The sequence below is a fragment of the Paraburkholderia sp. BGA-UO-ETr-F12 genome (genome assembly GCF_059567945.1).
Genome location: NZ_JCAQOZ010000058.1, coordinates 113615 through 134050 on the forward strand (window position 1 = coordinate 113615; position 20436 = coordinate 134050).

The 20436-nt window shown below is 62.2% G+C and carries 17 protein-coding genes; 9 read left to right on the forward strand and 8 right to left on the reverse strand.

Going from position 1 to position 20436, the window contains the following annotated elements; genetic code table 11:
• Positions 1-62: 62 nt before the first annotated feature.
• From AC57B6_RS28395 to AC57B6_RS28405, 3 genes are all read right to left on the reverse strand, one after another.
• Positions 63-389: a hypothetical protein gene (locus tag AC57B6_RS28395; RefSeq protein ID WP_046568397.1), complete on the reverse strand. Its 327-nt coding sequence runs from the start codon at positions 387-389 to the stop codon at positions 63-65.
• A 137-nt stretch (positions 390-526) separates the two neighbouring features.
• Complete coding sequence (locus AC57B6_RS28400) at positions 527-988, reverse strand: RidA family protein (RefSeq protein WP_028200405.1); 462 nt, start codon at positions 986-988, stop codon at positions 527-529.
• A 104-nt stretch (positions 989-1092) separates the two neighbouring features.
• Positions 1093-1980: an IclR family transcriptional regulator domain-containing protein gene (locus AC57B6_RS28405; RefSeq protein ID WP_491563836.1), complete on the reverse strand. Its 888-nt coding sequence runs from the start codon at positions 1978-1980 to the stop codon at positions 1093-1095.
• 118 nt (positions 1981-2098) lie between these two features.
• Here AC57B6_RS28405 and AC57B6_RS28410 point away from each other — a divergent pair, with 118 nt between their 5' ends.
• The 3 genes from AC57B6_RS28410 (at position 2099) to AC57B6_RS28420 (ending at position 6027) form a co-directional block, all read left to right on the forward strand.
• Complete coding sequence (locus AC57B6_RS28410) at positions 2099-3301, forward strand: aminotransferase class V-fold PLP-dependent enzyme (protein ID WP_030101603.1); 1203 nt, start codon at positions 2099-2101, stop codon at positions 3299-3301.
• Positions 3302-3457: 156 nt separating this feature from the next.
• Positions 3458-4576 carry a porin gene (locus AC57B6_RS28415; protein WP_216749520.1) on the forward strand — a complete coding sequence of 373 codons (1119 nt, stop codon included), beginning with the start codon at positions 3458-3460 and terminating at the stop codon, positions 4574-4576.
• 80 nt (positions 4577-4656) lie between these two features.
• Positions 4657-6027 (forward strand): GntT/GntP/DsdX family permease, encoded by a 1371-nt coding sequence (locus tag AC57B6_RS28420; RefSeq protein ID WP_028200401.1) that lies wholly within the window; start codon positions 4657-4659, stop codon positions 6025-6027.
• Between the two features lie 48 nt (positions 6028-6075).
• Here the strand turns inward: AC57B6_RS28420 and AC57B6_RS28425 are convergent, their stop codons facing one another.
• The 4 genes from AC57B6_RS28425 to AC57B6_RS28440 all read right to left on the reverse strand — a co-directional run bounded on the left by AC57B6_RS28425 (position 6076) and on the right by AC57B6_RS28440 (position 10705).
• Complete coding sequence (locus AC57B6_RS28425; protein ID WP_496422564.1) at positions 6076-6912, reverse strand: alpha/beta fold hydrolase; 837 nt, start codon at positions 6910-6912, stop codon at positions 6076-6078.
• 8 nt (positions 6913-6920) lie between these two features.
• The gene (locus tag AC57B6_RS28430; RefSeq protein WP_496422565.1) at positions 6921-8510 is read right to left on the reverse strand and encodes a benzoate-CoA ligase family protein; all 1590 of its coding nucleotides are present in this window, start codon (positions 8508-8510) and stop codon (positions 6921-6923) included.
• A gap of 108 nt (positions 8511-8618) precedes the next feature.
• On the reverse strand, positions 8619-10217 hold the full coding sequence (locus AC57B6_RS28435) for a 3,4-dehydroadipyl-CoA semialdehyde dehydrogenase (protein ID WP_444516648.1): 1599 nt from the start codon (positions 10215-10217) through the stop codon (positions 8619-8621).
• Positions 10218-10225: 8 nt separating this feature from the next.
• Positions 10226-10705: a DUF4863 family protein gene (locus AC57B6_RS28440; RefSeq protein ID WP_028200397.1), complete on the reverse strand. Its 480-nt coding sequence runs from the start codon at positions 10703-10705 to the stop codon at positions 10226-10228.
• 184 nt (positions 10706-10889) lie between these two features.
• Between AC57B6_RS28440 and AC57B6_RS28445 the strand changes: the two genes are divergently transcribed.
• From AC57B6_RS28445 to boxA, 4 genes are all read left to right on the forward strand, one after another.
• The gene (locus tag AC57B6_RS28445; RefSeq protein WP_028200396.1) at positions 10890-11882 is read left to right on the forward strand and encodes a helix-turn-helix transcriptional regulator; all 993 of its coding nucleotides are present in this window, start codon (positions 10890-10892) and stop codon (positions 11880-11882) included.
• A gap of 117 nt (positions 11883-11999) precedes the next feature.
• Positions 12000-13670 (forward strand): 2,3-epoxybenzoyl-CoA dihydrolase, encoded by a 1671-nt coding sequence (gene boxC / locus AC57B6_RS28450; protein ID WP_030101610.1) that lies wholly within the window; start codon positions 12000-12002, stop codon positions 13668-13670.
• 106 nt (positions 13671-13776) lie between these two features.
• A complete protein-coding gene (boxB, locus tag AC57B6_RS28455) occupies positions 13777-15204 on the forward strand; it encodes a benzoyl-CoA 2,3-epoxidase subunit BoxB (protein ID WP_028200394.1) in 1428 nt (475 codons plus the stop codon).
• Between the two features lie 58 nt (positions 15205-15262).
• The gene (boxA, locus tag AC57B6_RS28460; RefSeq protein WP_028200393.1) at positions 15263-16501 is read left to right on the forward strand and encodes a benzoyl-CoA 2,3-epoxidase subunit BoxA; all 1239 of its coding nucleotides are present in this window, start codon (positions 15263-15265) and stop codon (positions 16499-16501) included.
• Between the two features lie 94 nt (positions 16502-16595).
• Here the strand turns inward: boxA and AC57B6_RS28465 are convergent, their stop codons facing one another.
• Positions 16596-17360, reverse strand: coding sequence for a TetR/AcrR family transcriptional regulator (locus AC57B6_RS28465; RefSeq protein ID WP_496422566.1), 765 nt, complete (start codon positions 17358-17360; stop codon positions 16596-16598).
• Between the two features lie 302 nt (positions 17361-17662).
• Here AC57B6_RS28465 and AC57B6_RS28470 point away from each other — a divergent pair, with 302 nt between their 5' ends.
• Positions 17663-18943 carry a Zn-dependent hydrolase gene (locus tag AC57B6_RS28470; protein ID WP_030101612.1) on the forward strand — a complete coding sequence of 427 codons (1281 nt, stop codon included), beginning with the start codon at positions 17663-17665 and terminating at the stop codon, positions 18941-18943.
• A 108-nt stretch (positions 18944-19051) separates the two neighbouring features.
• Complete coding sequence (locus AC57B6_RS28475) at positions 19052-20401, forward strand: NAD(P)-dependent oxidoreductase (RefSeq protein ID WP_474632174.1); 1350 nt, start codon at positions 19052-19054, stop codon at positions 20399-20401.
• Positions 20402-20436: the final 35 nt, after the last annotated feature.

Here is a 20436-nt window from a genome sequence, read left to right on the forward strand (position 1 = left end):
CGGTGAAGGAACGATGCACGCAACACGCGAGCTTCGCCCGCGCGAAGCGTGGCGCGCGAGACTCAATCTACGGTGTGAATGACAGGTGTGACGAGCGGCGTCGACGCGGCGGCGGACAATGCCGGGTCGGCGCTTGATGCAGGTAGTGCAGGGGTTTGAATCGTTACTGCGGTACTCTCGGGTGCGACGGAGGAAGGATTTGCCGACAGCACCGCGGCGCTGTTGCTGTCTCCGGTGGAACTATCGGTAGAGCTAACCGATTGGGTGTCCGCGGTTTTGTCGTCGTCGTTGCCGCAGGCGCCGAGCAACATGCAGCACGACACGGCGGCCAGTGCGCCTGCCAAACGTTTGCGACAGAAGGCAAAGGAGGGCTTCGACACAATAGACATGGCAATGTCTCCGGCACGGGGAGTATGCACCGGGGCATCCACGTGCCCAGGTCAGCGATGCGCAAGCATAGTCGCTGACCTGTGTAACTTTTGTGAAGATGTGGAAATTTGGGTATTTGTTGAGAGTTGGGCGGCCGTCAATCCTGAATTGCGACAATCGCCTCGATCTCGACCGTGATATTGCCGGGCAGCGAGCCGACCCCGACCGCCGAGCGCGAATGCCGGCCGGCATCGCCGAATACATCGACGAACAGATCCGAGCAGCCGTTGATTACGCGCGGATGTTCGGTGAAATCGGGCGCGGCGTTGACCATGCCCAGCAGCTTGACCACGCGCTTCACACGCCGCAGGTCGCCCAGTTCGTTATGGAGCACGGCGAGCAGATTCAGGCCGACCATTTGCGCGTGGCGGTACGCTTCGTCCGCGCTGACGGTCGTGCCGACCTTGCCGGTCATCAGTGAGCCGGTTTCGTCGAGCGGGCCCTGGCCGGACAGAAACAGCAGATTCCCCTCGCGTGTGCAGTGCGTGAAATTGCCGATCGGCGTCGGCACTTGCGGGAGCTTGAGGCCGCGCGTGTGCAGCCGGTCGTAGCAGTTCATCGATGGGGAGGTGATGGTGAGCGGTCTGTTAAGGAGTTAGCATTGCGCGCCGCGGCGGGCTTTCACGCGTTGTGCGTTGCGTACGTCAGGGTCTTACGGATACATTACGCTGCCGGTTCCTGATCGCGATGCCGCCAGCCGAGGCGCGCCTCGATGCGAGCGGCCACGGCCTGCACGGCTTGCGCGAAGCGCTCGGTGCCGAGCGCGGCTTTAGCCTCGGGCATTACGATGGAAATCGTGAAGACGCACGCGCCTGTGTTGTCGAGCACGGGCGCCGCGAGACATGCCACGGACGCATCCGATTCGCCGATCTGAATCGACAGGCGTGCCTCCAACGCTTCGCGCGCAATCTGCGCGAGCACTTGCGGCCGGGTTTCCGCGCGGCCGGTCGGCGAGCTTTGCGCGTGCTGTGCGAAGAAGGCGACCCGTTCGGCATCCGGCAGATGCCCGACCAGCAAACGGCCGGATGCGGTCCAGTTGAGCGGCACGCGGCTGCCTACTCGCGAAGTCACGCGGAAATGCCCGGGGCCTTCGGCCATTTGCTGCACGACCATCATGCCGTCTTCGAGTCCGCACACCTGCACGGTCTCTTCGACTTCCGCCGAGAGCCGCTGCATTTCTTCGTGCGCGACCGCAAGGTAGTCGAGCGAACTCGCGTACGTCAAACCATAACCATACAGACGCGAGCCGAGCCAGATCGTGCCGTCCATGCGCCGGGCCAACAGGTTCTTCTCGACCAGATCGTTGATGATCGAATACACGGTGGAGAGTGGCGCGCCGACCATGCGCGCGACTTCATACGCGGTGGCGGGACGGTTCGCTTGCTGGAGCGCGTCGAGAATCTGCACGGCGCGATCGATCGCGCTGGTGCGGGTGCGCGGCGCCGCGCTTTCTTCGCGGCTTGCAGCCTGGGTTGCGGTGTCGGCGGTTGCCGCGGCCGGCACCGCGGCGGGTACTGCTTCAGACGCGGAAGGTCGGGACGTGCGAGCCATCGTGCTCCTCTGACGCGAGATGTTTTTGTTCAGTTGACGCAGGTCGATTGTATGCTAGACTGATCCGCAATTACAACATATATTCCATAATTAAGAAATACCGGGTTGGAGGCGCTTCATGGACATTCGCTCTCGCTTTGGCTTACGCCCTGTCATCAATGCTTCGGGCACGATGACGAGTCTTGGCGCGTCCAGTGTCAGCGCAGCGGTAATCGACGCAGTAGCGCAAGTCCTGCCGCAATTCGTCGAAATCGACGATCTGCAGCGTCGCGCCTCGGCGGCGATCGCCGCCGCATGCGGCAGCGAAGCCGGCTATATCACCGCATCGTGCTCGGCGGCGATCACGCTTTCCATCGCCGCGATCATGACGGGCGACGACCACGGCCTGATTGAACGGCTCCCGGACACGAGCGCCATGCCGCGCAATGAAGTCGTGATTCAAACCGGCCACCTCGTCAATTATGGCGCACCGGTGGACCAGGCGATCCGTCTGTCCGGCGCGCGGGTCGTGCCGGTGGGGGCGTCGACCGAGGCGCACGGCTATCAGTTGAATACCGCCATTACCGAACGCACCGCCGCGGCACTTTATGTGGTTTCGCATCATACGGTGCAATTCGGCATGATTCCGCTTGAAGAATTCATTGCCGTCGCGCATGCGAAGGGCGTGCCCGTGATCGTCGACGCGGCTTCCGAATACGACCTCAAGCGTTTCATCGCAGCGGGCGCCGATTTCGCGCTTTACTCGGCGCACAAATTTCTCGGTGGACTGACCGCGGGTATTGTCGCGGGCAAGAAAGCGCTGGTACGTGCCGCCTATTTCCAGAATGGCGGTATTGGCCGCGGCATGAAGGTCGGCAAGGAAGGTATCGTGGGCGCAATCGCCGCGCTCGAACAATGGCAGCGGCGCGACCCTGTCGCGGTTCGCGCCCGCGAACGCGGCTACCTCACGCTGTGGCGCGAAACCTTGAATCGCTACGACGGCGTCTGGGCGGAAATCGACGCCGACCCGACCGGCAATCCGCTCGACCGCCTGAAACTGCATATCGATCCCGCGCAAGCTCGCATCACCGCGTGGGATCTCGCCGATGCGCTCGCGCGGCCGCCCGCAGGCGAGGCGCCGGTGATCGTGCGCGATCACGAAGCCGAACTGAATTTCTTTTTCCTCGATCCGTGCAATCTGCATCCGGGCGAGGAGCAGATCGTACTGGCGCGGCTTACCACCGAACTCGAGCGTGCGCGGCAGTCGCCAGAACCGGTCGTCACACCGTTCCATCTGCGCGACGCACGCCGCATTGCCGCGCGCCGGAACTGGCCTGACTGATTTTCCCCGGCCCATATCGATTCATCGATGACCGTTGTTTGACCGTAGCACCGGATCGCGACCCGGTGTTGCTTTGACTTGCCTGCTCAGTACTACTTATATAGCCGGAACATTTTGTGTAACCGGCATTTGTCTCTCTCTCGACTTGAGGAAACCATGAAGCACAAACAGATTCTTCGCACAGCCATTGCCTTCGCCGCCGCTGGGCTAGCCGCGCAGGCCGCCCAAGCGCAAAGCAGCGTGACGCTGTACGGCATTGTCGATGCCGGCTTTACCTTCACCAATAACCAGAAGGGCGAGAAGGCGTATCAGGCGACCCAGGGCAATGTGCAGGGCTCGCGCTGGGGCCTGCTCGGCACCGAGGATCTGGGCGGCGGCAACAAGGTCATGTTCAAGCTCGAGAACGGTTTTAGCCTGGAGAGCGGCGCATCCGGTCAGGGCGGCCGCATGTTCGGCCGTAGCGCATGGGTGGCGCTGTCCAACAAAACGGCGGGTACGATCACGCTCGGCCGTCAGTACAACAGCGTGCAGGATTATCTGTCGAACATGCAGATCAATGGCATTGGCGCGATGAGTCAGTACGGCAACGCGATCTACGACAACGACGATATCAACAATACGTACCGTACCGATAACGCGATCAAGTACACCTCGCCGACCTATGCAGGGCTTACCGCGAACGCAATGTACGCGTTCTCGAATACGGCGGGCCAGTTCGCCAACAATCGTGCATGGAGCGTCGGCGCCGATTACGTGAATGGTCCGCTGCGTCTCGACGCGGCCTACTCGCTGGTCAATCAGCCGGCCAGCAATACCGCCGGCGCGGCGCCGTCGGACAACTACTACGGCACCAGCTCGTCGATCATCAGCGGCGTGCAGCGCAACCAGGTGTGGGGCGCGGGCGGCTCGTACGTGTTCGGGCCGGCCACCGTCCTGCTGCTGTACACGAACTCGCAATTCCGGTTGCTCAACGGCGGCAGCCTGCATTTCGCCAACTATGAAGCCGCGGTGAAGTATCAACTCACGCCGGCCGCGCTGCTCGCGCTGGGCTACATCTACACGACGCAGAACGCCAGCGGCACCACGGCCACCAACGCGCACTACAACCAGTTGAGCCTCGGCGGCGAGTACTTCCTGTCGAAGACCACCGACCTCTACCTGAACGGCATCTACCAGCGCGGCTCCGGTTCGCACGCCTGGGTCGAAGGCATTTCGAATCCGTCGAGCAACAACGGCCAGTTCGTAACCGTCGCCGGCATCCGCCACAAGTTCTAAGTCCGCCGCCCGCGCCGCTGCTCATACAACATTCCGCTTAACGGAAGCCGCGGCGCGGCTCTATCTCTTCAGGAGCACCTATGGCGACCGTTCAAGGAAGTCTGTTACTCGTCTATGCATTGATTGCCATCATCGCGCTGGTTGTGCTGATCGCACGCTTCAAGATGAATCCGTTCATCACGTTGATGATGGTGTCGGTAGCGTTGGCGCTCGCCGTCGGCATGCCGGCGACGTCGATTCTCAAGTCGTTCGAAACCGGTGTGGGTGGCACGCTCGGCCACATTGCCATCGTGGTCGGGCTCGGTACGATGCTCGGCAAGATGATGGCCGAGTCGGGCGGCGCCGAGCGTATCGCGCGTACACTGATCGACCTGTTCGGGCCGAAGAACGTGCATTGGGCGATGATGTGCATCGCGTTCCTCGTCGGTCTGCCGGTGTTTTTCGAAGTCGGTTTCGTGCTGCTGATTCCGATCGCGTTCAACGTGGCGCAGCGAACCGGCACGTCGATGATACGCGTCGGTATTCCGATGGTGGCGGGTTTGTCCGTCGTGCACGGTCTGATTCCGCCGCACCCGGCTGCGCTGCTCGCGGTCACGGCGTACAACGCGGATATCGGTCATACGATTTTCTACGCCTTGATCGTCGGCATTCCGACCGCGGCCGTTGCGGGTCCGTTGTTCTCCAGGCTGATCGCCCGTTTTGTCGTGCTGGACGGCGTCAATCCGATGGCGCAGCAGTTCATCGAACAGGATGCGAAGCGCTCGCAGCAGGAGTTGCCGGGTTTCGGCATCACGCTGCTGACGGTCCTGCTGCCGGTGTTGTTGATGCTGGTCGGCAGCTGGGCCGATCTGATCGTGCCGGCCAAATCGTCGTTGAACAATGCACTGCGTCTGATCGGCCATCCGGATATGGCGCTGTTGCTGGCCGTGCTGTTGAGCTTCTACACGTTCGGCAAGTCGCGCGGCTTTAACCGTGAGCAGATTCTCAAGTTCACCAACGAGTGTCTTGCGCCGACCGCGAGTATCACGCTGGTGGTGGGAGCGGGCGCGGGTTTCGGACGCATTCTGATCGACAGTGGCGCATCGAAGGCGATCGTCGATGTCGCGACGGGCGCGCACGTGCCATTGCTAATTCTCGCGTGGCTGGTGGCGGCGTTGATTCGCGTGGCGACCGGTTCGGCAACTGTCGCAATGGCGACGGCGGCCGGCATCATCGCACCGATTGCCGCAGCGGCGGCGGGCACGGTGGGCGGTGTGCGGCCCGAGTTGTTGGTGCTGGCCACGGGCGCAGGTTCGCTGATCCTGTCGCACGTGAACGACGGCGGTTTCTGGCTCGTGAAGGAGTACTTCGGCATGACAGTGCCGCAAACCTTCAAGACGTGGACCGTCTGCGAAACGATTATTTCAGTGACGGCGCTGGTCTTGACGTTGGGCCTTTCGACCGTGATTTGAACGGGGAGTCTTGTCGCGGCGCGTCTTGAGGACGCGCCGCGATTCTGTTCAGCGCTGCCGCGAGATAAAGGCCGCAATCGCATCATTCAGCGCGTCCGGCGCGTCGCGATGCGGCGAATGTCCGCAAGCGTCAAGCTTAACCAGTTGCGCGTGCGGCACGCGCTCGCCAATCGTATCGATCTGCGCCATCGTGCCGTAGTTGTCGTCGCGGCCTTGTATCGCGAGCAGAGGCCGCCTGATCTCGCCCAGTTCGTCGACTATGCGCCATTCCCTGAATGCCGGATTCAGCCAGATATCGTTCCAGCCATAGAACGCGGAATCGACATCGGCATGATAGCGGCCGAGCTTGCTCCGCAGATCCGTGGTTTCGTAGAGCTGTCTGGTCTGCGCAATGCTCTCCACCGAAATGTCTTCGACGAATACATGCGGCGCGATGGCGACCGCGCCGGCCAATTCGTCCGGGTGCAGCGCCGCATAGAGCAGCGTGATCGAGCCGCCGTCGCTATGGCCGATCAACCACATGCGTTTGCGTTCCTGCGCGCCGATATCGAGCGCATCGAATAATGCGGGCAGGATATCGCGCGCCTGTGCGGTCATGAAATCGACCGGCCATTTGACCTCGTGCGCGCGCGGTGTGGACAAGCCATAACCGGGCCGCGAATAGACGAGACCGCGCATGCCGAGACGCACGCACAAGGCCTGCGGCCAGTCGCGCCACATCGCAATCGATCCGAGCCCTTCATGCAGGAATACGGCGATGGGCGCATGGGCTGCCGCCTGATTCAGCCAGCGGTATTCGATGCGCAACGGCCCGTGCGAGGGTGTGGCGGCCAGTTCCGCAAAGTTGCTGGTCGAGACCGGGGCCGCGGTTACGGGGTTCTGCATGGATCACCTTATGACTGTTCGCGCAGTTTGAAGCGTTGAATCTTGCCGGTAGCGGTTTTCGGCAAATCGTCGACGAACAGAATATCGCGCGGGTACTTATGCGGCGCGAGCCGTTCCTTGACGAAAGCCTTCAGTTCATCCGCAAGTATCTCAGACGGCGCGAACTCACGCTTTAACACCACGAACGCGCGGGTCTTCACGAGGCCGCCGTGATCGACGCCCACCACCGCCGCTTCCAGCACGGCGTCGTGCTGCATCAGAACCATTTCCACTTCGACGGGCGAGACATACTGGCCGCTCACTTTCAGCATATCGTCGCTACGGCCCGCATACACGTAGCAGCCGTTCGCAAGCCGGCGATATTTGTCGCCGCTTCGAATCCACTCGCCGAGGAACGTGGCGCGCGTTTTCTCGCGATTGCTCCAGTACATGAGTGCGGCGCTCGGTCCTTTGATGTACAGGTCGCCGACTTCGCCGTCGGGCACCGGCAGACCGGCTTCGTCGCGCAGCTCGACTTCGTAGCCGGGCACAGGGCGGCCGGTGGTGCCGTATTCGACAGCCCCCGCGCGATTGGACAGGAAGATGTGCAGCATCTCGGTCGAGCCGATGCCGTCAAGAATCTCGCAGCCGAAGTGAGCGGTAAAGCGTTCACCGATTTCGCGCGGCAACGCTTCGCCCGCGGACGTGCACACGCGCATCGCGACGTCGGCACGTGCGGGCAGATTGGGCGAGACGAGCATGCTGGCGTAGAGCGTCGGCACGCCGTAGAAAACGCTCGGGCGGTACTGCACGAGGCGTTTGAAAATCGCGTCCGCAGTGGGACGCTCGGCCATCAGCACGGCCGTGGCGCCGACCGAGAGCGGGAATGTGAGGCCGTTGCCCAGACCGTACGCGAAAAACAGTTTGGCCGCGGAGAAAACCACGTCGCTTTCAACGATGCCGAGAACCGGCTTGGCGTACAACTCAGCAGTCCAGTACAGATTCGCATGCGTGTGGACCGTGCCTTTCGGCTTACCTGTCGAACCGGACGAGTACAGCCAGAAGGCGATATCGTCGCAACCGGTCGTGCATGCTTTGCTAGCCGGAGCGGCCACGTCGAGCAGGTCTTTGAGGCATGGAGTGGCTACGGATTCGTTCTCGGGCTGTGAGACGATCAACTGGCAACCGTCGTGTTCGGCCGTATCGAGCGCTTGAACGACAGTCGGCAGCACCGCGCCCGACGCGATCACGGCGCGCGCGTGACTGTGCGTCAGCATGTACACGTAGTCGGCAGCGGTGAGCAGCGTGTTCGCAACGACCGGCACCACGCCCGCATAGAGCGCGCCGAGAAACGCGATCGGCAGTTCGACGGTATCGAGCATCACCAGCAGCACGCGTTCTTCCGGATGCACGCCGAGCGTGCGCAATGCGCTCGCGAAACGCCGGGCCCGGTCCTCGAGTTCGCCGTAGGTGGTGTTGCCGGTGTCGTCGATATAAGCGGTCTTGCCGGCGCGCGATTGATTCAGTCGAAACAGATAGGCCGCGAAATTGAATACCGCGGGCGGCGGTTCGGCCGTCACGGCGGGCTGATGCGCAGCCGGTTCCAGCAGGGCTTCCATATGTCTCCTCCAACGGGTGGGGGCGGTCCGGCGGTTATGTGCTCATGATCCGCGCGATGCTTACTGCCTGATTGCTTCCTTCTTCGCTTCGTGCCTGTCTCGTGCGCGCTATGCCACGGGCAAATGCGTGGCTTGCGTCAATGCGTCGAGTGCGGCGCCCGCTGCCTGAACGGCTGAGCGCCTGTGGTAGAAACCCAGGGCACGAATGCCGCCGAGTTCTTCGCCGCCACCCGCGCGGCCCGGTCCACCATGCAGCGACATCGGCATCACGTTGCCGTGGCCGGTCTGGCTCTGCTGAACCGCGGGCGAGATCGCGTGGACACGTCCATGCGTATCGGCGAGTTCCAGTGCGAGCTTGCCAGGATGGGCGTCGTCGTTCGAAAAGATCGAAGCGACGAGCGAGCCCTGGCCGCGTCGCGCGAGTGCAATGGCGTGCGCTTCCGGGAGGGTTCCGCTTGCTGCCGCGGCGACCCGATACGGCGCCACGGTTGCCACCGGTCCAAACACTTCGACGTCATGTAGCAGCGTGGCGCTATCAGGATCGTTGACGACGAACAGATGCGGTCCGACGCAGGCCGACGTCGTGGCATCCGCATCGATAAAGGGTGCCGCCGAGCCGTCGTAGGCGAGCACCGCTTCCTCGCGCAACGCGGCGATGCCGGCCAGCACGTTATCGCGTTGCTCGTGGCTGACGAGTGAACCCATTCGCACGGCCTCGTTGCGCGGATTGCCGACGGTGATTTTCGCGAGCTTTGCCTTGAGTGCTTCGAGCACCGCTTCGAGCGATGCTTCCGGTACGAACGCACGCCGGATCGCCGTGCATTTCTGACCGGACTTCACGGTCATTTCGCGCACCACTTCCTTGATGAACAGTTCGAAGGCGAGAGTATCGGGTGTTGCATCGGCACAGAGGATCGCGCTGTTGAGGCTGTCCGCCTCGACATTCAGCCGTGCGCCGCGTTCGACGAAAGCGGGATGCGCACGCAAGGTTGCAGCGGTTTGCGCGGAGCCGGTGAACGACACCACGTCGAAGGCCTGAACCTGATCGAGCAGACCGGCAGAACTGCCGCAGATGATCGATAGCGCGCCGGGCGGAAGAATGCCTGCGTCGACCACGTCGGCAACCATTCGTTGCGTAAGCCATGCTGTCGCCGTGGCGGGCTTGATGATCACCGGTACGCCGGATAGCAGAGCCGGCGCTGCCTTCTCCCACAAACCCCACGACGGAAAATTGAACGCGTTGATAAAGAGCGCGACGCCGCGCGTCGGCGTGAGCACGTGCTGCACGCTGAACGACTGGTCCTTGCTCAGCGATACGGCGTTGCCGTCGCGCAGCGCATGCACGTCGCCGAGCGAGGCGCCGAGTTTCGCGTAGTACGACAGCGTGAAGATGCCGCCGTCGATGTCGACCGCCGAATCATTGCGCGTGGTGCCTGAGTTCGCGGTTGCGATCGCGTAGTAATCGTCGCGTTTCGTCTGCAGCAGTTTGACGATCTCGGCGAGGCGGGCGGCGCGCTGCGCATAAGTCAGCGCGCGCAAGGCGCCGCCGCCTTCTTCTCGCGCGAAAGCGAGTGCGTGGGTGAGATCGAGGTCCTGGCTCGAGACGCGCACGAGCGCTTCGCCGGTGACCGGGTCGGTCAATGTGACGCCGTCGCCGCTGCCCGCGACCCATTGGCCTGCCACGTAGTTTTTCAATAGTTCAGTCATGGCGAGTCTCAGGCGGAAGGAGGCGGGGCGGTGAATTCGATCGCGCCTTGCGGCAGCAGATACAGCACCAGCGCCTGGCCGTTCGCGACGGTCGGGCGATGCGCGCTGCCGGGGCCGTACACGCACCAGCCGGCCGGATGACCGTCGAAGGTGGCGCCTTCGGTGAGCGGCATGATCAGATCGATTTCGCCGTTCGGGTGTACGTGGTGCGGACCGGCAATATCCTTCATATCGACGACGTCCACTGAAAAACCGTGGGTTTCCGGCAAGGCCTTGAAGATCCGGCCGTAGCGAATTCCGCCGCCTTCGCGGTTGCACAGCCAGCCTTCAGCCACGCCCGTGCGGCAGGCCTCCGTCAGACTGCGGAAGGTCGCGCTATCCGCGGGATACGTGTCGTTGAGCCATGCGGCCAGCGTGCTGTCGAGCGGCCGTCCGGCAAGTTGCTCGGTGACGCCGGCAATCAGGCGTTGGAAGGTGTGTGGGGACATGCAAGCCTCCAGATCGACGCGCGCACGCACGTTAATTCATGCGTGTCGTCGCGCCGTTTCCGTGACGCTGCCGAAAAACGTCGACAGCGTTTGTTATTGGATCAATATTTGGCGAAAATTAACCGTTCACTCTGCGCCTGTCAAGCACTATAGTACATGTAACGTATTCAAGAGGCAGTTAAACATGAACCAAAATTACTCTTCCACATCGCTGGATGATTCTGCTGATGAAGACGCAAGCCGCACGGAACGGGCCGCCGGCGCCACTGAGCGCGCCGGCGAACGCGAGGAGCGCGATCCTTTTCTGACGGCGATGGGCGAGCGTGTGCGCCTGCTGCGCGCGCGCCGTGGCATGACGCGCAAGACGCTGGCGACCGAAACCGGCTTGTCCGAGCGTCATCTGGCGAATCTGGAGTCCGGGGTGGGCAACGCGTCGGTGCTGGTGCTGCGGCAGATCGCGGCGACGCTGAACTGTCCGCTGGCTGAAGTCATCGGCGACGAAACCACCGCATCCGCCGAATGGCTGCTGATCCGCGAATTGCTGCAAGGGCGCGACCAGGCGGCGCTGCAGCGCGCCCGCGTGGCGCTTGCCGAGATGTTCGCGCAGGCACCGCGCGACCCGCATCGCAAGGACCGGATCGCGCTGATCGGTTTGCGTGGGGCCGGCAAGTCGACCCTCGGGCGGATGCTGGCGCAGGAGCGCAAGGTGCCGTTCGTCGAACTCACGCGCGTGATCGAGCAACTGGCCGGCTGCCCACCGTCCGAGATTCATTCCCTCTATGGCGCGAGCGCATACCGGCGCTATGAGCATCGCGCGCTCGAGGCGGTGATTCAGGAACATGAGCGCGCGGTGATTGCGTCGCCGGGCGGGCTGGTATCGGAGTCCGGCACTTTCAACGCATTGCTGTCGCACTGCTTCACCGTATGGCTGCAGGCCACCCCGGAAGAGCATATGCGCCGTGTCGTGGCGCAAGGCGACCTGCGCCCGATGTCCGGCAACAAGGAGGCGATGGACGACCTCAAGCGCATCCTGGCGGGGCGCAGCGAACTGTACGGCCGCGCCGACATGACCTTCGATACCAGCGAAAAAACCTTGGCCGACGCCTACTTGCAACTGCGTGACCGGCTTGCAGCAAGGCTCGCGGCTGAATCGCCGGATGAGGCACGGGTGAGCTGACGTGCAGCAGAGTTCCAGGGTTTACTAGCAAACATGCACTAAAGTGCTTTACACGGGGTTGGCGATGCACTATTGTTCGAGAAACAAGTTTCGCATCGTCCAGTCAGGAGACGCCCCATGTCCACAGCAGAAACCGCAATCGCGCCGGTCGATTACCGCACCGATCCCTCGCAGTACAAGCATTGGAAGCTGAGTTTCAACGGTCCGGTCGCGACCCTCGGCATCGATATCGCCGAGGACGGTGGCATCCGTGACGGTTACAAGCTGAAGCTGAATTCATACGACCTCGGGGTCGATATAGAACTGCACGACGCGATACAGCGGATCCGCTTCGAGCATCCCGAAGTCAGGACGGTCGTGCTGACGAGTCTTAAGGACCGCGTGTTCTGCTCGGGCGCGAACATCTTCATGCTGGGCCTCTCCACGCATGCGTGGAAGGTCAACTTCTGCAAGTTCACCAATGAAACGCGCAACGGTCTCGAAGACTCGTCACGTCATTCAGGTCTGAAGTTTCTCGCTGCCGTGAACGGTGCGTGCGCGGGCGGCGGTTATGAACTCGCGCTCGCTTGCGACGAAATCTATCTGGTGGACGACCGCTCGTCGTCGGTATCGCTGCCGGAAGTGCCGCTGCTGGGCGTGCTGCCGGGCACCGGCGGCCTGACGCGCGTCACCGATAAACGCAAGGTGCGTCACGATCGTGCGGACATCTTCTGTACGGTGGTGGAAGGCATTCGCGGTGAGCGCGCGAAAGCATGGCGTCTCGTGGATGAAGTCGTTAAGCCGAATCAGTTCGACCAGACGATTCAGGCACGCGCGCTCGAACTCGCCGAACAAAGCGATCGCCCGTCGGATGCGCGAGGCGTGATGCTCACGCGTATCGAACGCACCGATCGCGAAGACGGCCTGACTTATAAAACGCTCGACGTGACGATCGATCGGGCGAAACGCATCGCCACTTTTACGGCCAAAGCGCCGCAAGCGGGACAACCCACCGGAATCGACGCGATCGTCGCCGCCGGCACGAATTGGTGGCCGCTGCAGTTCGCCCGCGAACTCGACGACGCGATCCTGTCGATGCGCACCAACGAGCTCGACGTCGGTACCTGGGTCTTCAAGACCGAAGGCGATGCACGCAATCTGCTTGCCGCCGACGCCACGCTGATGCAGCACAAGGACCACTGGTTCGTGCGCGAGACCATCGGTCTCCTGCGCCGCACGCTGGCGCGTATCGACGTGTCGTCGCGTTCACTGTTCGCGCTGATCGAACCGGGCTCGTGCTTTGCGGGCACCTTCGCGGAACTCGCGTTTGCCTGCGACCGCAGCTATATGGCGGCACTGCCGAGCAACGAAGACGAAGAGCCGGCCATCACGCTGTCGGAAGTCAACTTCGGTCTCTATCCGATGGTCACGCATCAATCGCGCCTTGCGCGGCGCTTCTATGAAGAAGTCGAGCCGCTCGACGCGGTGCGCTCGAAGATCGGTCAGGCGATCAAACCGGTTGAAGCCGAGCGTCTGGGCCTCGTGACCGCTTCGCCCGACGATATCGATTGGGCCGATGAAATCCGCATCGCGCTCGAAGAACGTGCGGCCATGTCGCCGGATGCCTTGACCGGCCTCGAAGCGAATCTGCGCTTCAACGGCCCGGAAACCATGGAGACGCGTATTTTCGGGCGTCTCACTGCATGGCAGAACTGGATCTTCAACCGGCCGAACGCAGTGGGCGAGAAGGGCGCGCTCAAGGTGTACGGCAAAGGCAGCAAGGCGCAATTCGACGTCTCGCGTGTTTGAGTTTCTTGACACGACACCACACGACACGACGTAACGTTTAGCGACGCCACCTTCCCGGCGCGCGCCTCTCATCCGCAAGCTCTGTATTCCGACCAGGGAACCGACCATGTCTACGATCAATTACAGCGAAAAGATTCCGAACAACGTCAATCTCGCCGACGACCGCGCACTGCAGCGCGCGCTCGAACAATGGCAGCCGAATTTTCTGTCGTGGTGGGGCGATATGGGCCCGGAAGGCTCGCATGGCTACGACGTGTATCTGCGCACGGCGGTGAGCGTCGACGCGGGCGGTTGGGCGCATTTCGATCACGTGAAGATGCCGGACTATCGCTGGGGCATTTTCCTAACACCCGGCGAGCAGGACCGCAAGATTCATTTTGGCGAGCATAAGGGTGAGGCGGCGTGGCAGGACGTGCCCGGCGAGCATCGCGCGAATCTGCGCCGCATTATCGTGACGCAAGGCGATACTGAACCGGCTTCGGTGGAACAGCAGCGGCATCTGGGTCTGACCGCGCCGTCCATGTACGACCTGCGCAACCTGTTCCAGGTGAACGTTGAAGAAGGCCGCCACCTGTGGGCGATGGTCTACCTGCTGCACCGTTACTTCGGCCGCGACGGTCGTGAGGAAGCCGAAGCACTGCTCGGCCGCCGTTCGGGTGACGATGACAACCCACGCATTCTCGGCGCGTTCAACGAGAAAACGCCGGACTGGCTGGCGTTCTATATGTTCACGTACTTCACCGACCGTGACGGCAAGTTCCAGTTGTCGGCACTCGCCGAGTCGGGTTTCGATCCGCTCGCACGCACCACGAAGTTCATGCTGACCGAAGAAGCGCATCACATGTTTGTCGGCGAATCGGGTGTGTCGCGCGTGATCCAGCGCACCGCGCAGGTGATGAACGAACTGGGCACGGACGACGTCGCGAAGATTCGCGCGGCCGGCGTGATCGATCTGCCGACTATCCAGCGTTATCTGAACTTCCATTATTCCGTGACGATCGACCTGTTCGGCGCCGACCATTCGTCGAATGCGGCGACGTTCTATAGTTCGGGCCTGAAGGGCCGCTATGAAGAGAACAAGCGCGACGACGATCATCAACTGAACGGTCAAAGCTACAAGCTGCTCGACGTGCAGGACGGCAAACTGGTGGAGCGTGAAGTACCGATGCTCAACGCGATGAACGAAGTGCTGCGCGACGACTACATTAAAGATTCGGTGGCGGGCGTCGGCCGCTGGAACAAGGTGCTCGAGAAGGCCGGCATCGATTTCCGCATGACGGTGCCGCATAAAGCGTTCAACCGCCAGATCGGCACCTTTGCGGGTACTCGTGTGTCGCCCGATGGCCGGGTGGTCAGCGAAACCGAGTGGGCTGCCAACGAAGCGAAGTGGCTCGCAACGCCGGAAGACCGCGCGTATGTCGCCTCGTTGATGGGCCGGGTGGTCGAGCCCGGCAAGTTCGCGAACTGGATTGCGCCGCCGGCCATGGGTGTGAACCGTCAGCCGGTCGATTTCGAGTACGTGCGCTTTAACTAAGTGCGGTGATTGGAAAAGCGCGGTGTCGTATTCGCGCGAATATAGGGTGGAGGAAGTCATGAACGGCCCAGTATCGATCGAAGTTCTCAGGCAGCATCTGATCGATCCGGAAATCTGCATTCGCTGCAATACCTGCGAAGAGACTTGCCCGGTCGATGCGATCACGCACGACGAGAACAACTATGTCGTCAAGGCGGATGTTTGCAACGGCTGCATGGCATGCGTGCCACCGTGTCCCACCGGCGCGATCGATAACTGGCGCACCGTGCTGAAGGCCGATGCATATCCCATTGACGAGCAACTCAAATGGGACGTGCTGCCGGAGCAAAACACGATGGCCGTGCCGGCGCCGGAAGAGGGCGACACCGGCGCACCAGGCGATGCGGCGGCAGACGCGAGCGGTATCGAAGTCGATACCGTGCGTGGCTCGGTCGTGCCGCCGTGGTCTGCCGCGAAGCCCTATGTGAATCTTTATACCCACAAGGCGCCGACCACCGCGACGGTGGTCGGCAACTACCGGCTCACCGACGCGTCGACCGACAGCGATATCCATCACATCGTGCTCGATTTCGGTTCGATGCCGTTCCCGGTTCTGGAAGGCCAGTCGATCGGCATCCTGCCGCCTGGAGCCGCCGCCGATGGCCGCACGCATCACGCGCGGCAATATTCGATTGCGAGCCCACGCGACGGCGAACGCCCAGGCTATAACAACGTTTCGCTTACCGTGAAGCGGGTTTCCCGACAGCACGGCGACGCGCTCGACGGAGTCTGCTCAAACTATTTGTGCGATCTGAAGAAGGGCGACGTGGTGAGCGTGATCGGCCCATTCGGCGGCACGTTCCTGATGCCGAATCATCCGAACTCGCATCTGCTGATGATTTGCACGGGTACCGGATCGGCGCCGATGCGCGCGATGACCGAGTACCGCAGGCGGCGTCGCCTGAAAGGCGCGACCGGCAAGCTGATGTTGTTCTTCGGCGCGCGCACCAAAGAAGAGTTGCCGTACTTCGGACCGTTGACGAATCTGCCGAAGGATTTCATCGATACGAATCTGGCGTTCTCGCGTACGCCGGGTCAGCCCAAGCGCTATGTGCAGGACGCGATGCGTGAGCGTGGGGTGGACGTCGCGCATATGCTCAAGGACGACAACACGCATATCTACGTGTGCGGATTGAAGGGTATGGAAGACGGCGTGCTGCAGGCGCTCAAGGAAATCGGCGAGCAGCATCAGCTCGACTGGGAAGCGCTATGGCTGAAGCTGAAGCGGGAAGGGCGGTTGCATCTGGAGACGTATTGAACGGGTAAGCGAGCGACTAAACCGCGAAAGCGATCTCACGCACTAAGTATGAAAACCGGCTGACCGTGAAAAACGCAGCCGGTTTTTTTGCTTTCTATCTGGACGGGTCCGCGCCGTCCTCGTGCTGCGCCGGCGACACCGCGCCACACGCGCGGATCACCAACTGCACGACTTCCTCCGTGGTTGCTTCGAATGCCTTCTGCGTCAGCGCGCGCTTGCCTTTGAGCGCGCGAATCTGCGCGTCGAAGTCGGCGTAATGCTGGGTGGTCGCCCAGATCATGTACATCAACGTTTGCGCATTCACCGGCGCCAGCAGTCCGCGTGCGATCCAGTTGTCGATCACCTTCACCCTGCTGTCCAGCCAGGGCTTCACGCGTCCCGTGAGAATGTCCTCCATGTGTTCCGCGCCGTGAATGATCTCGCTCGCCCATACCTTCGAGCCTAAAGGCCGGCGGCGCGACAACTCCATTTTCGCGCGTACGTATCCGCCGATCGCTTCGACCGGATCGTCGCTGCATTCGAACGTATCGGCCGCGCGGTGCCAGTCCTCGAACAGGTCTTCCAGCACACGGCGGTACAACGCGAGCTTCGTTGGGAAGTAGTAGTGCACATTGGCTTTCGGTAAGCCTGCGCGTTCCGCGATCATCGCGGTGCTGGTGCCGTCGAGTCCTCGTTCCGCGAAAACGGCTTCGGCGCACGCCAACAAATGCATTTCATTCGACTCGCGAATGCGCGCCTTGCGCCGCCGCAAAGGTGCGGGCGTTTCGTCCTGTGTCTCGTTGCTTTCCGTGATGTCGGCAGCCACGTTGTCGTCTCTCATGTTGGCCTTCATCGGCATGTGTGCCGCGTCGGGCTTCATTCTAGTCGTTTGAGCGCGGATGGGCGCACGCATTCGATGCCGCCGATAAACGCGTGCTGCACTGCAATGGCACGCTTCTCGCTATGTTTTCCGCCGTACGAAAGGTATTGATTTGGCGGGCTTAATCGTCTACAACCTGTCCAACTGGACAGGATTGAGAGAGCGGGCGATGCCCCAGGGTTTGCCCTCTGAACAGGGGGCGATCGAAGGCATCAAACGTGCACCGCCGCCGTGCGGCCATGCCCCAAAACCCGCCGCCCCTGCACCAGTTTCATGTCGGTTCACCGAAAGGAGCGAGACGAATGAACGCGGTATCCGAAGCGCTGAAGAGCGCAGAACCCACTACGTCGATCAAGGTCGACGGCAAGCGGTTGTGGGACAGCCTGATGACGATGGCGAAGATCGGCGCGACGCCCAAAGGCGGCGTCTGCCGGCTGGCGCTGACCGACCTCGACAAACAGGGACGTGATCTGATCGTGAGCTGGGCGAAGGAAGCTGGCTGCACGGTCAGTGTCGATCAGATGGGCAATGTGTTCATGCGCCGCGCCGGGCGCAATCCCGCCGCGTTGCCGGTCATGACGGGCTCGCACGCGGACTCGCAGCCGACTGGCGGCCGCTTCGACGGCATCTATGGCGTGCTCGGCGGACTCGAAGTGATTCGCAGTCTGAACGATCATGGCATCGAGACGGAACATCCCATTGAAGTGGTGATCTGGACTAACGAAGAGGGCTCGCGTTTCGCGCCTGCTATGGTGGCCTCCGGTGTATTCGCCGGCGTCTTCACGCTGGAGTACGGTCTCTCGCGCAAGGACGTGGACGGCAAGACCATCGGCGAGGAACTCAAGCGGATCGGCTATGCCGGCGATCTTCCGTGTGGCGGCCGCCCCTTGCACGCGGCGTTCGAATTGCACATCGAGCAAGGGCCGATTCTCGAAGCCGAGCAAAAAACCATTGGCGTGGTGACCGACGCGCAAGGTCAGCGCTGGTACGAAATCACGCTGACGGGGCAAGAGGCCCACGCAGGTCCCACGCCTATGCCGCGCCGTCGCGATGCTTTGCTTGGCGCCGCGCGCGTGGTCGATCTGGTCAATCGCATCGGGCTGGATAACGCGCCGTTCGGTTGCGCGACGGTCGGCATGATGCAGGTCTATCCGAACTCGCGCAATGTGATTCCCGGTCGTGTGTTCTTCACGGTCGATTTTCGTCATCCGGACGATGCCGTGCTCGCGAAGATGGATGCCGCGTTGCGTCAAGGCGTGGCGGATATCGCTGGCGCGATCGGTCTGCAAACCGAACTCGAACAGATCTTTTACTACGCGCCAGTGGCTTTCGATGAAGCCTGCGTGAAGTCCGTGCGTGCCGCGGCCGAACGCTTCGGCTACCCGCATCGCAACATGGTGTCCGGGGCGGGACACGACGCCTGCTATCTGTCCCAGGTTGCGCCGACCTCGATGGTGTTCGTGCCCTGCGTCGACGGGATCAGTCACAACGAGATCGAAGACGCCACCTTCGAATGGATCGAGGCGGGCGCCAACGTGTTGCTGCACGCGATGCTGGAGCGAGCGTGCGAGCCGGTTTCATAACGCTTTAGCGGTAGCCTCACCGTAGTGCCCATAAAACAAGCCGTCCCGGCTCCGCTTCAGCGCAGCCGGCAGGACCGGCTACGTCCTCACATCGAAGAAGGAACGTGTATGGCCATCAAGCAAACCGGCGATATTGCGGCTCACCGTCTATCGGCCGATCAACTCTCGTGCGAGTTCTCGGACATCGCGCCGCTGCTCGACGCAAGTGCCGCGGCTGCGGCGGCGAGCCGCTGCCATTATTGCTACGACGCGCCCTGTGTGAACGCGTGTCCGACTCAAATCGATATTCCCAGTTTCATTCGCAAGATCGGCAACGGCAATCTGAAGGGCGCAGCCGTCGACATTCTGTCGGCCAATCCGTTAGGCGGCATGTGCGCGCGCGTTTGCCCGACCGAGATCCTGTGCGAGGGCGCTTGCGTGCGCAACCATCAGGATGCGAAGCCGGTGGCGATCGGCGCGCTGCAACGGCATGCGACCGATTGGGCGATGGCGCGCGGTGAAGTGCTGTTCAAGCGTGCTGCCGAAACAGGGCGGCATGTCGCGGTGGTCGGTGCGGGACCCGCTGGCCTCGCGTGTGCGCATCGGCTCGCGTTGGCCGGCCATAACGTGACCATCTATGACGCGCACGAGAAAGCGGGCGGCCTGAACGAATACGGCATCGCCGCTTATAAAACCGTCGACGATTTTGCCCAGCGCGAAGTGGCGTGGCTGTGCTCGATCGGCGGCATCGAAATCAGGCATGGCGTAACGCTTGGACGCGACGTGGATCTCGACACGCTGCGCAAGCAGCATGACGCGGTCTTCCTCGCGATCGGTCTGACGGGTGTGCGCGCGTTGGCAATGGAAGGCGAAGACCTGAGCGGCGTGATGAACGCGGTGGATTTCATCGAGCAGGTACGCACCGCGAACGACCTCGGCACGGTGCCGGTGGGCCGCCGGGTTGTTGTGATCGGCGGCGGCAATACGGCCGTGGATGCCGCCGTGCAAAGCCGCAAGCTCGGCGCGAGTTCGGTGACGATGGTGTATCGGCGCGGCGTCGAGTCGATGAGCGCGACGTGGGCGGAACGCGACTTCGCGCAGACCAGCGGCGTCACGCTGGTCACGCACGCGACGCCCGTGCGTTTGATCGGAGACGGCGGTGTAGTTACCGGCGTCGAATTTGAACGTACGTCAGGCGATGGCGATCATGAACGCTTCGTAGTCGAAGCCGATATGGTGCTCAAGGCAATTGGGCAGACCCTCGTGCCCGTCGGTATCGCGCGCGAGCTGCTGACGCTCGACGGCAGCCGCATTGCCGTCGACGCAAACGGACAAACCTCGTTGCGTGGCGTGTGGGCGGGCGGCGATTGCGCGGCAACGGGTGGGATCGATCTGACGGTGCAAGCGGTGCAGGACGGCAAAACCGCAGCGGCCGCGATTGACGCCGAGTTCGCCCGCACGGCCGTCAAAGCCGCGTAAGGCGGCATAAACCTGCCTTAGCCACGCATCACACA

What these genes read in the sequence shown, in the direction of transcription:
- AC57B6_RS28395 (WP_046568397.1), bottom strand. Translation starts at nt 389, where the DNA reads ATGTCTATTGTGTCGAAGCCCTCCTTTGCCTTCTGTCGCAAACGTTTG.
- AC57B6_RS28400 (WP_028200405.1), bottom strand. Translation starts at nt 988, where the DNA reads ATGAACTGCTACGACCGGCTGCACACGCGCGGCCTCAAGCTCCCGCAA.
- AC57B6_RS28405 (WP_491563836.1), bottom strand. Translation starts at nt 1,980, where the DNA reads ATGGCTCGCACGTCCCGACCTTCCGCGTCTGAAGCAGTACCCGCCGCG.
- AC57B6_RS28410 (WP_030101603.1), top strand. Translation starts at nt 2,099, where the DNA reads ATGGACATTCGCTCTCGCTTTGGCTTACGCCCTGTCATCAATGCTTCG.
- AC57B6_RS28415 (WP_216749520.1), top strand. Translation starts at nt 3,458, where the DNA reads ATGAAGCACAAACAGATTCTTCGCACAGCCATTGCCTTCGCCGCCGCT.
- AC57B6_RS28420 (WP_028200401.1), top strand. Translation starts at nt 4,657, where the DNA reads ATGGCGACCGTTCAAGGAAGTCTGTTACTCGTCTATGCATTGATTGCC.
- AC57B6_RS28425 (WP_496422564.1), bottom strand. Translation starts at nt 6,912, where the DNA reads ATGCAGAACCCCGTAACCGCGGCCCCGGTCTCGACCAGCAACTTTGCG.
- AC57B6_RS28430 (WP_496422565.1), bottom strand. Translation starts at nt 8,510, where the DNA reads ATGGAAGCCCTGCTGGAACCGGCTGCGCATCAGCCCGCCGTGACGGCC.
- AC57B6_RS28435 (WP_444516648.1), bottom strand. Translation starts at nt 10,217, where the DNA reads ATGACTGAACTATTGAAAAACTACGTGGCAGGCCAATGGGTCGCGGGC.
- AC57B6_RS28440 (WP_028200397.1), bottom strand. Translation starts at nt 10,705, where the DNA reads ATGTCCCCACACACCTTCCAACGCCTGATTGCCGGCGTCACCGAGCAA.
- AC57B6_RS28445 (WP_028200396.1), top strand. Translation starts at nt 10,890, where the DNA reads ATGAACCAAAATTACTCTTCCACATCGCTGGATGATTCTGCTGATGAA.
- boxC (WP_030101610.1), top strand. Translation starts at nt 12,000, where the DNA reads ATGTCCACAGCAGAAACCGCAATCGCGCCGGTCGATTACCGCACCGAT.
- boxB (WP_028200394.1), top strand. Translation starts at nt 13,777, where the DNA reads ATGTCTACGATCAATTACAGCGAAAAGATTCCGAACAACGTCAATCTC.
- boxA (WP_028200393.1), top strand. Translation starts at nt 15,263, where the DNA reads ATGAACGGCCCAGTATCGATCGAAGTTCTCAGGCAGCATCTGATCGAT.
- AC57B6_RS28465 (WP_496422566.1), bottom strand. Translation starts at nt 17,360, where the DNA reads ATGAAGCCCGACGCGGCACACATGCCGATGAAGGCCAACATGAGAGAC.
- AC57B6_RS28470 (WP_030101612.1), top strand. Translation starts at nt 17,663, where the DNA reads ATGAACGCGGTATCCGAAGCGCTGAAGAGCGCAGAACCCACTACGTCG.
- AC57B6_RS28475 (WP_474632174.1), top strand. Translation starts at nt 19,052, where the DNA reads ATGGCCATCAAGCAAACCGGCGATATTGCGGCTCACCGTCTATCGGCC.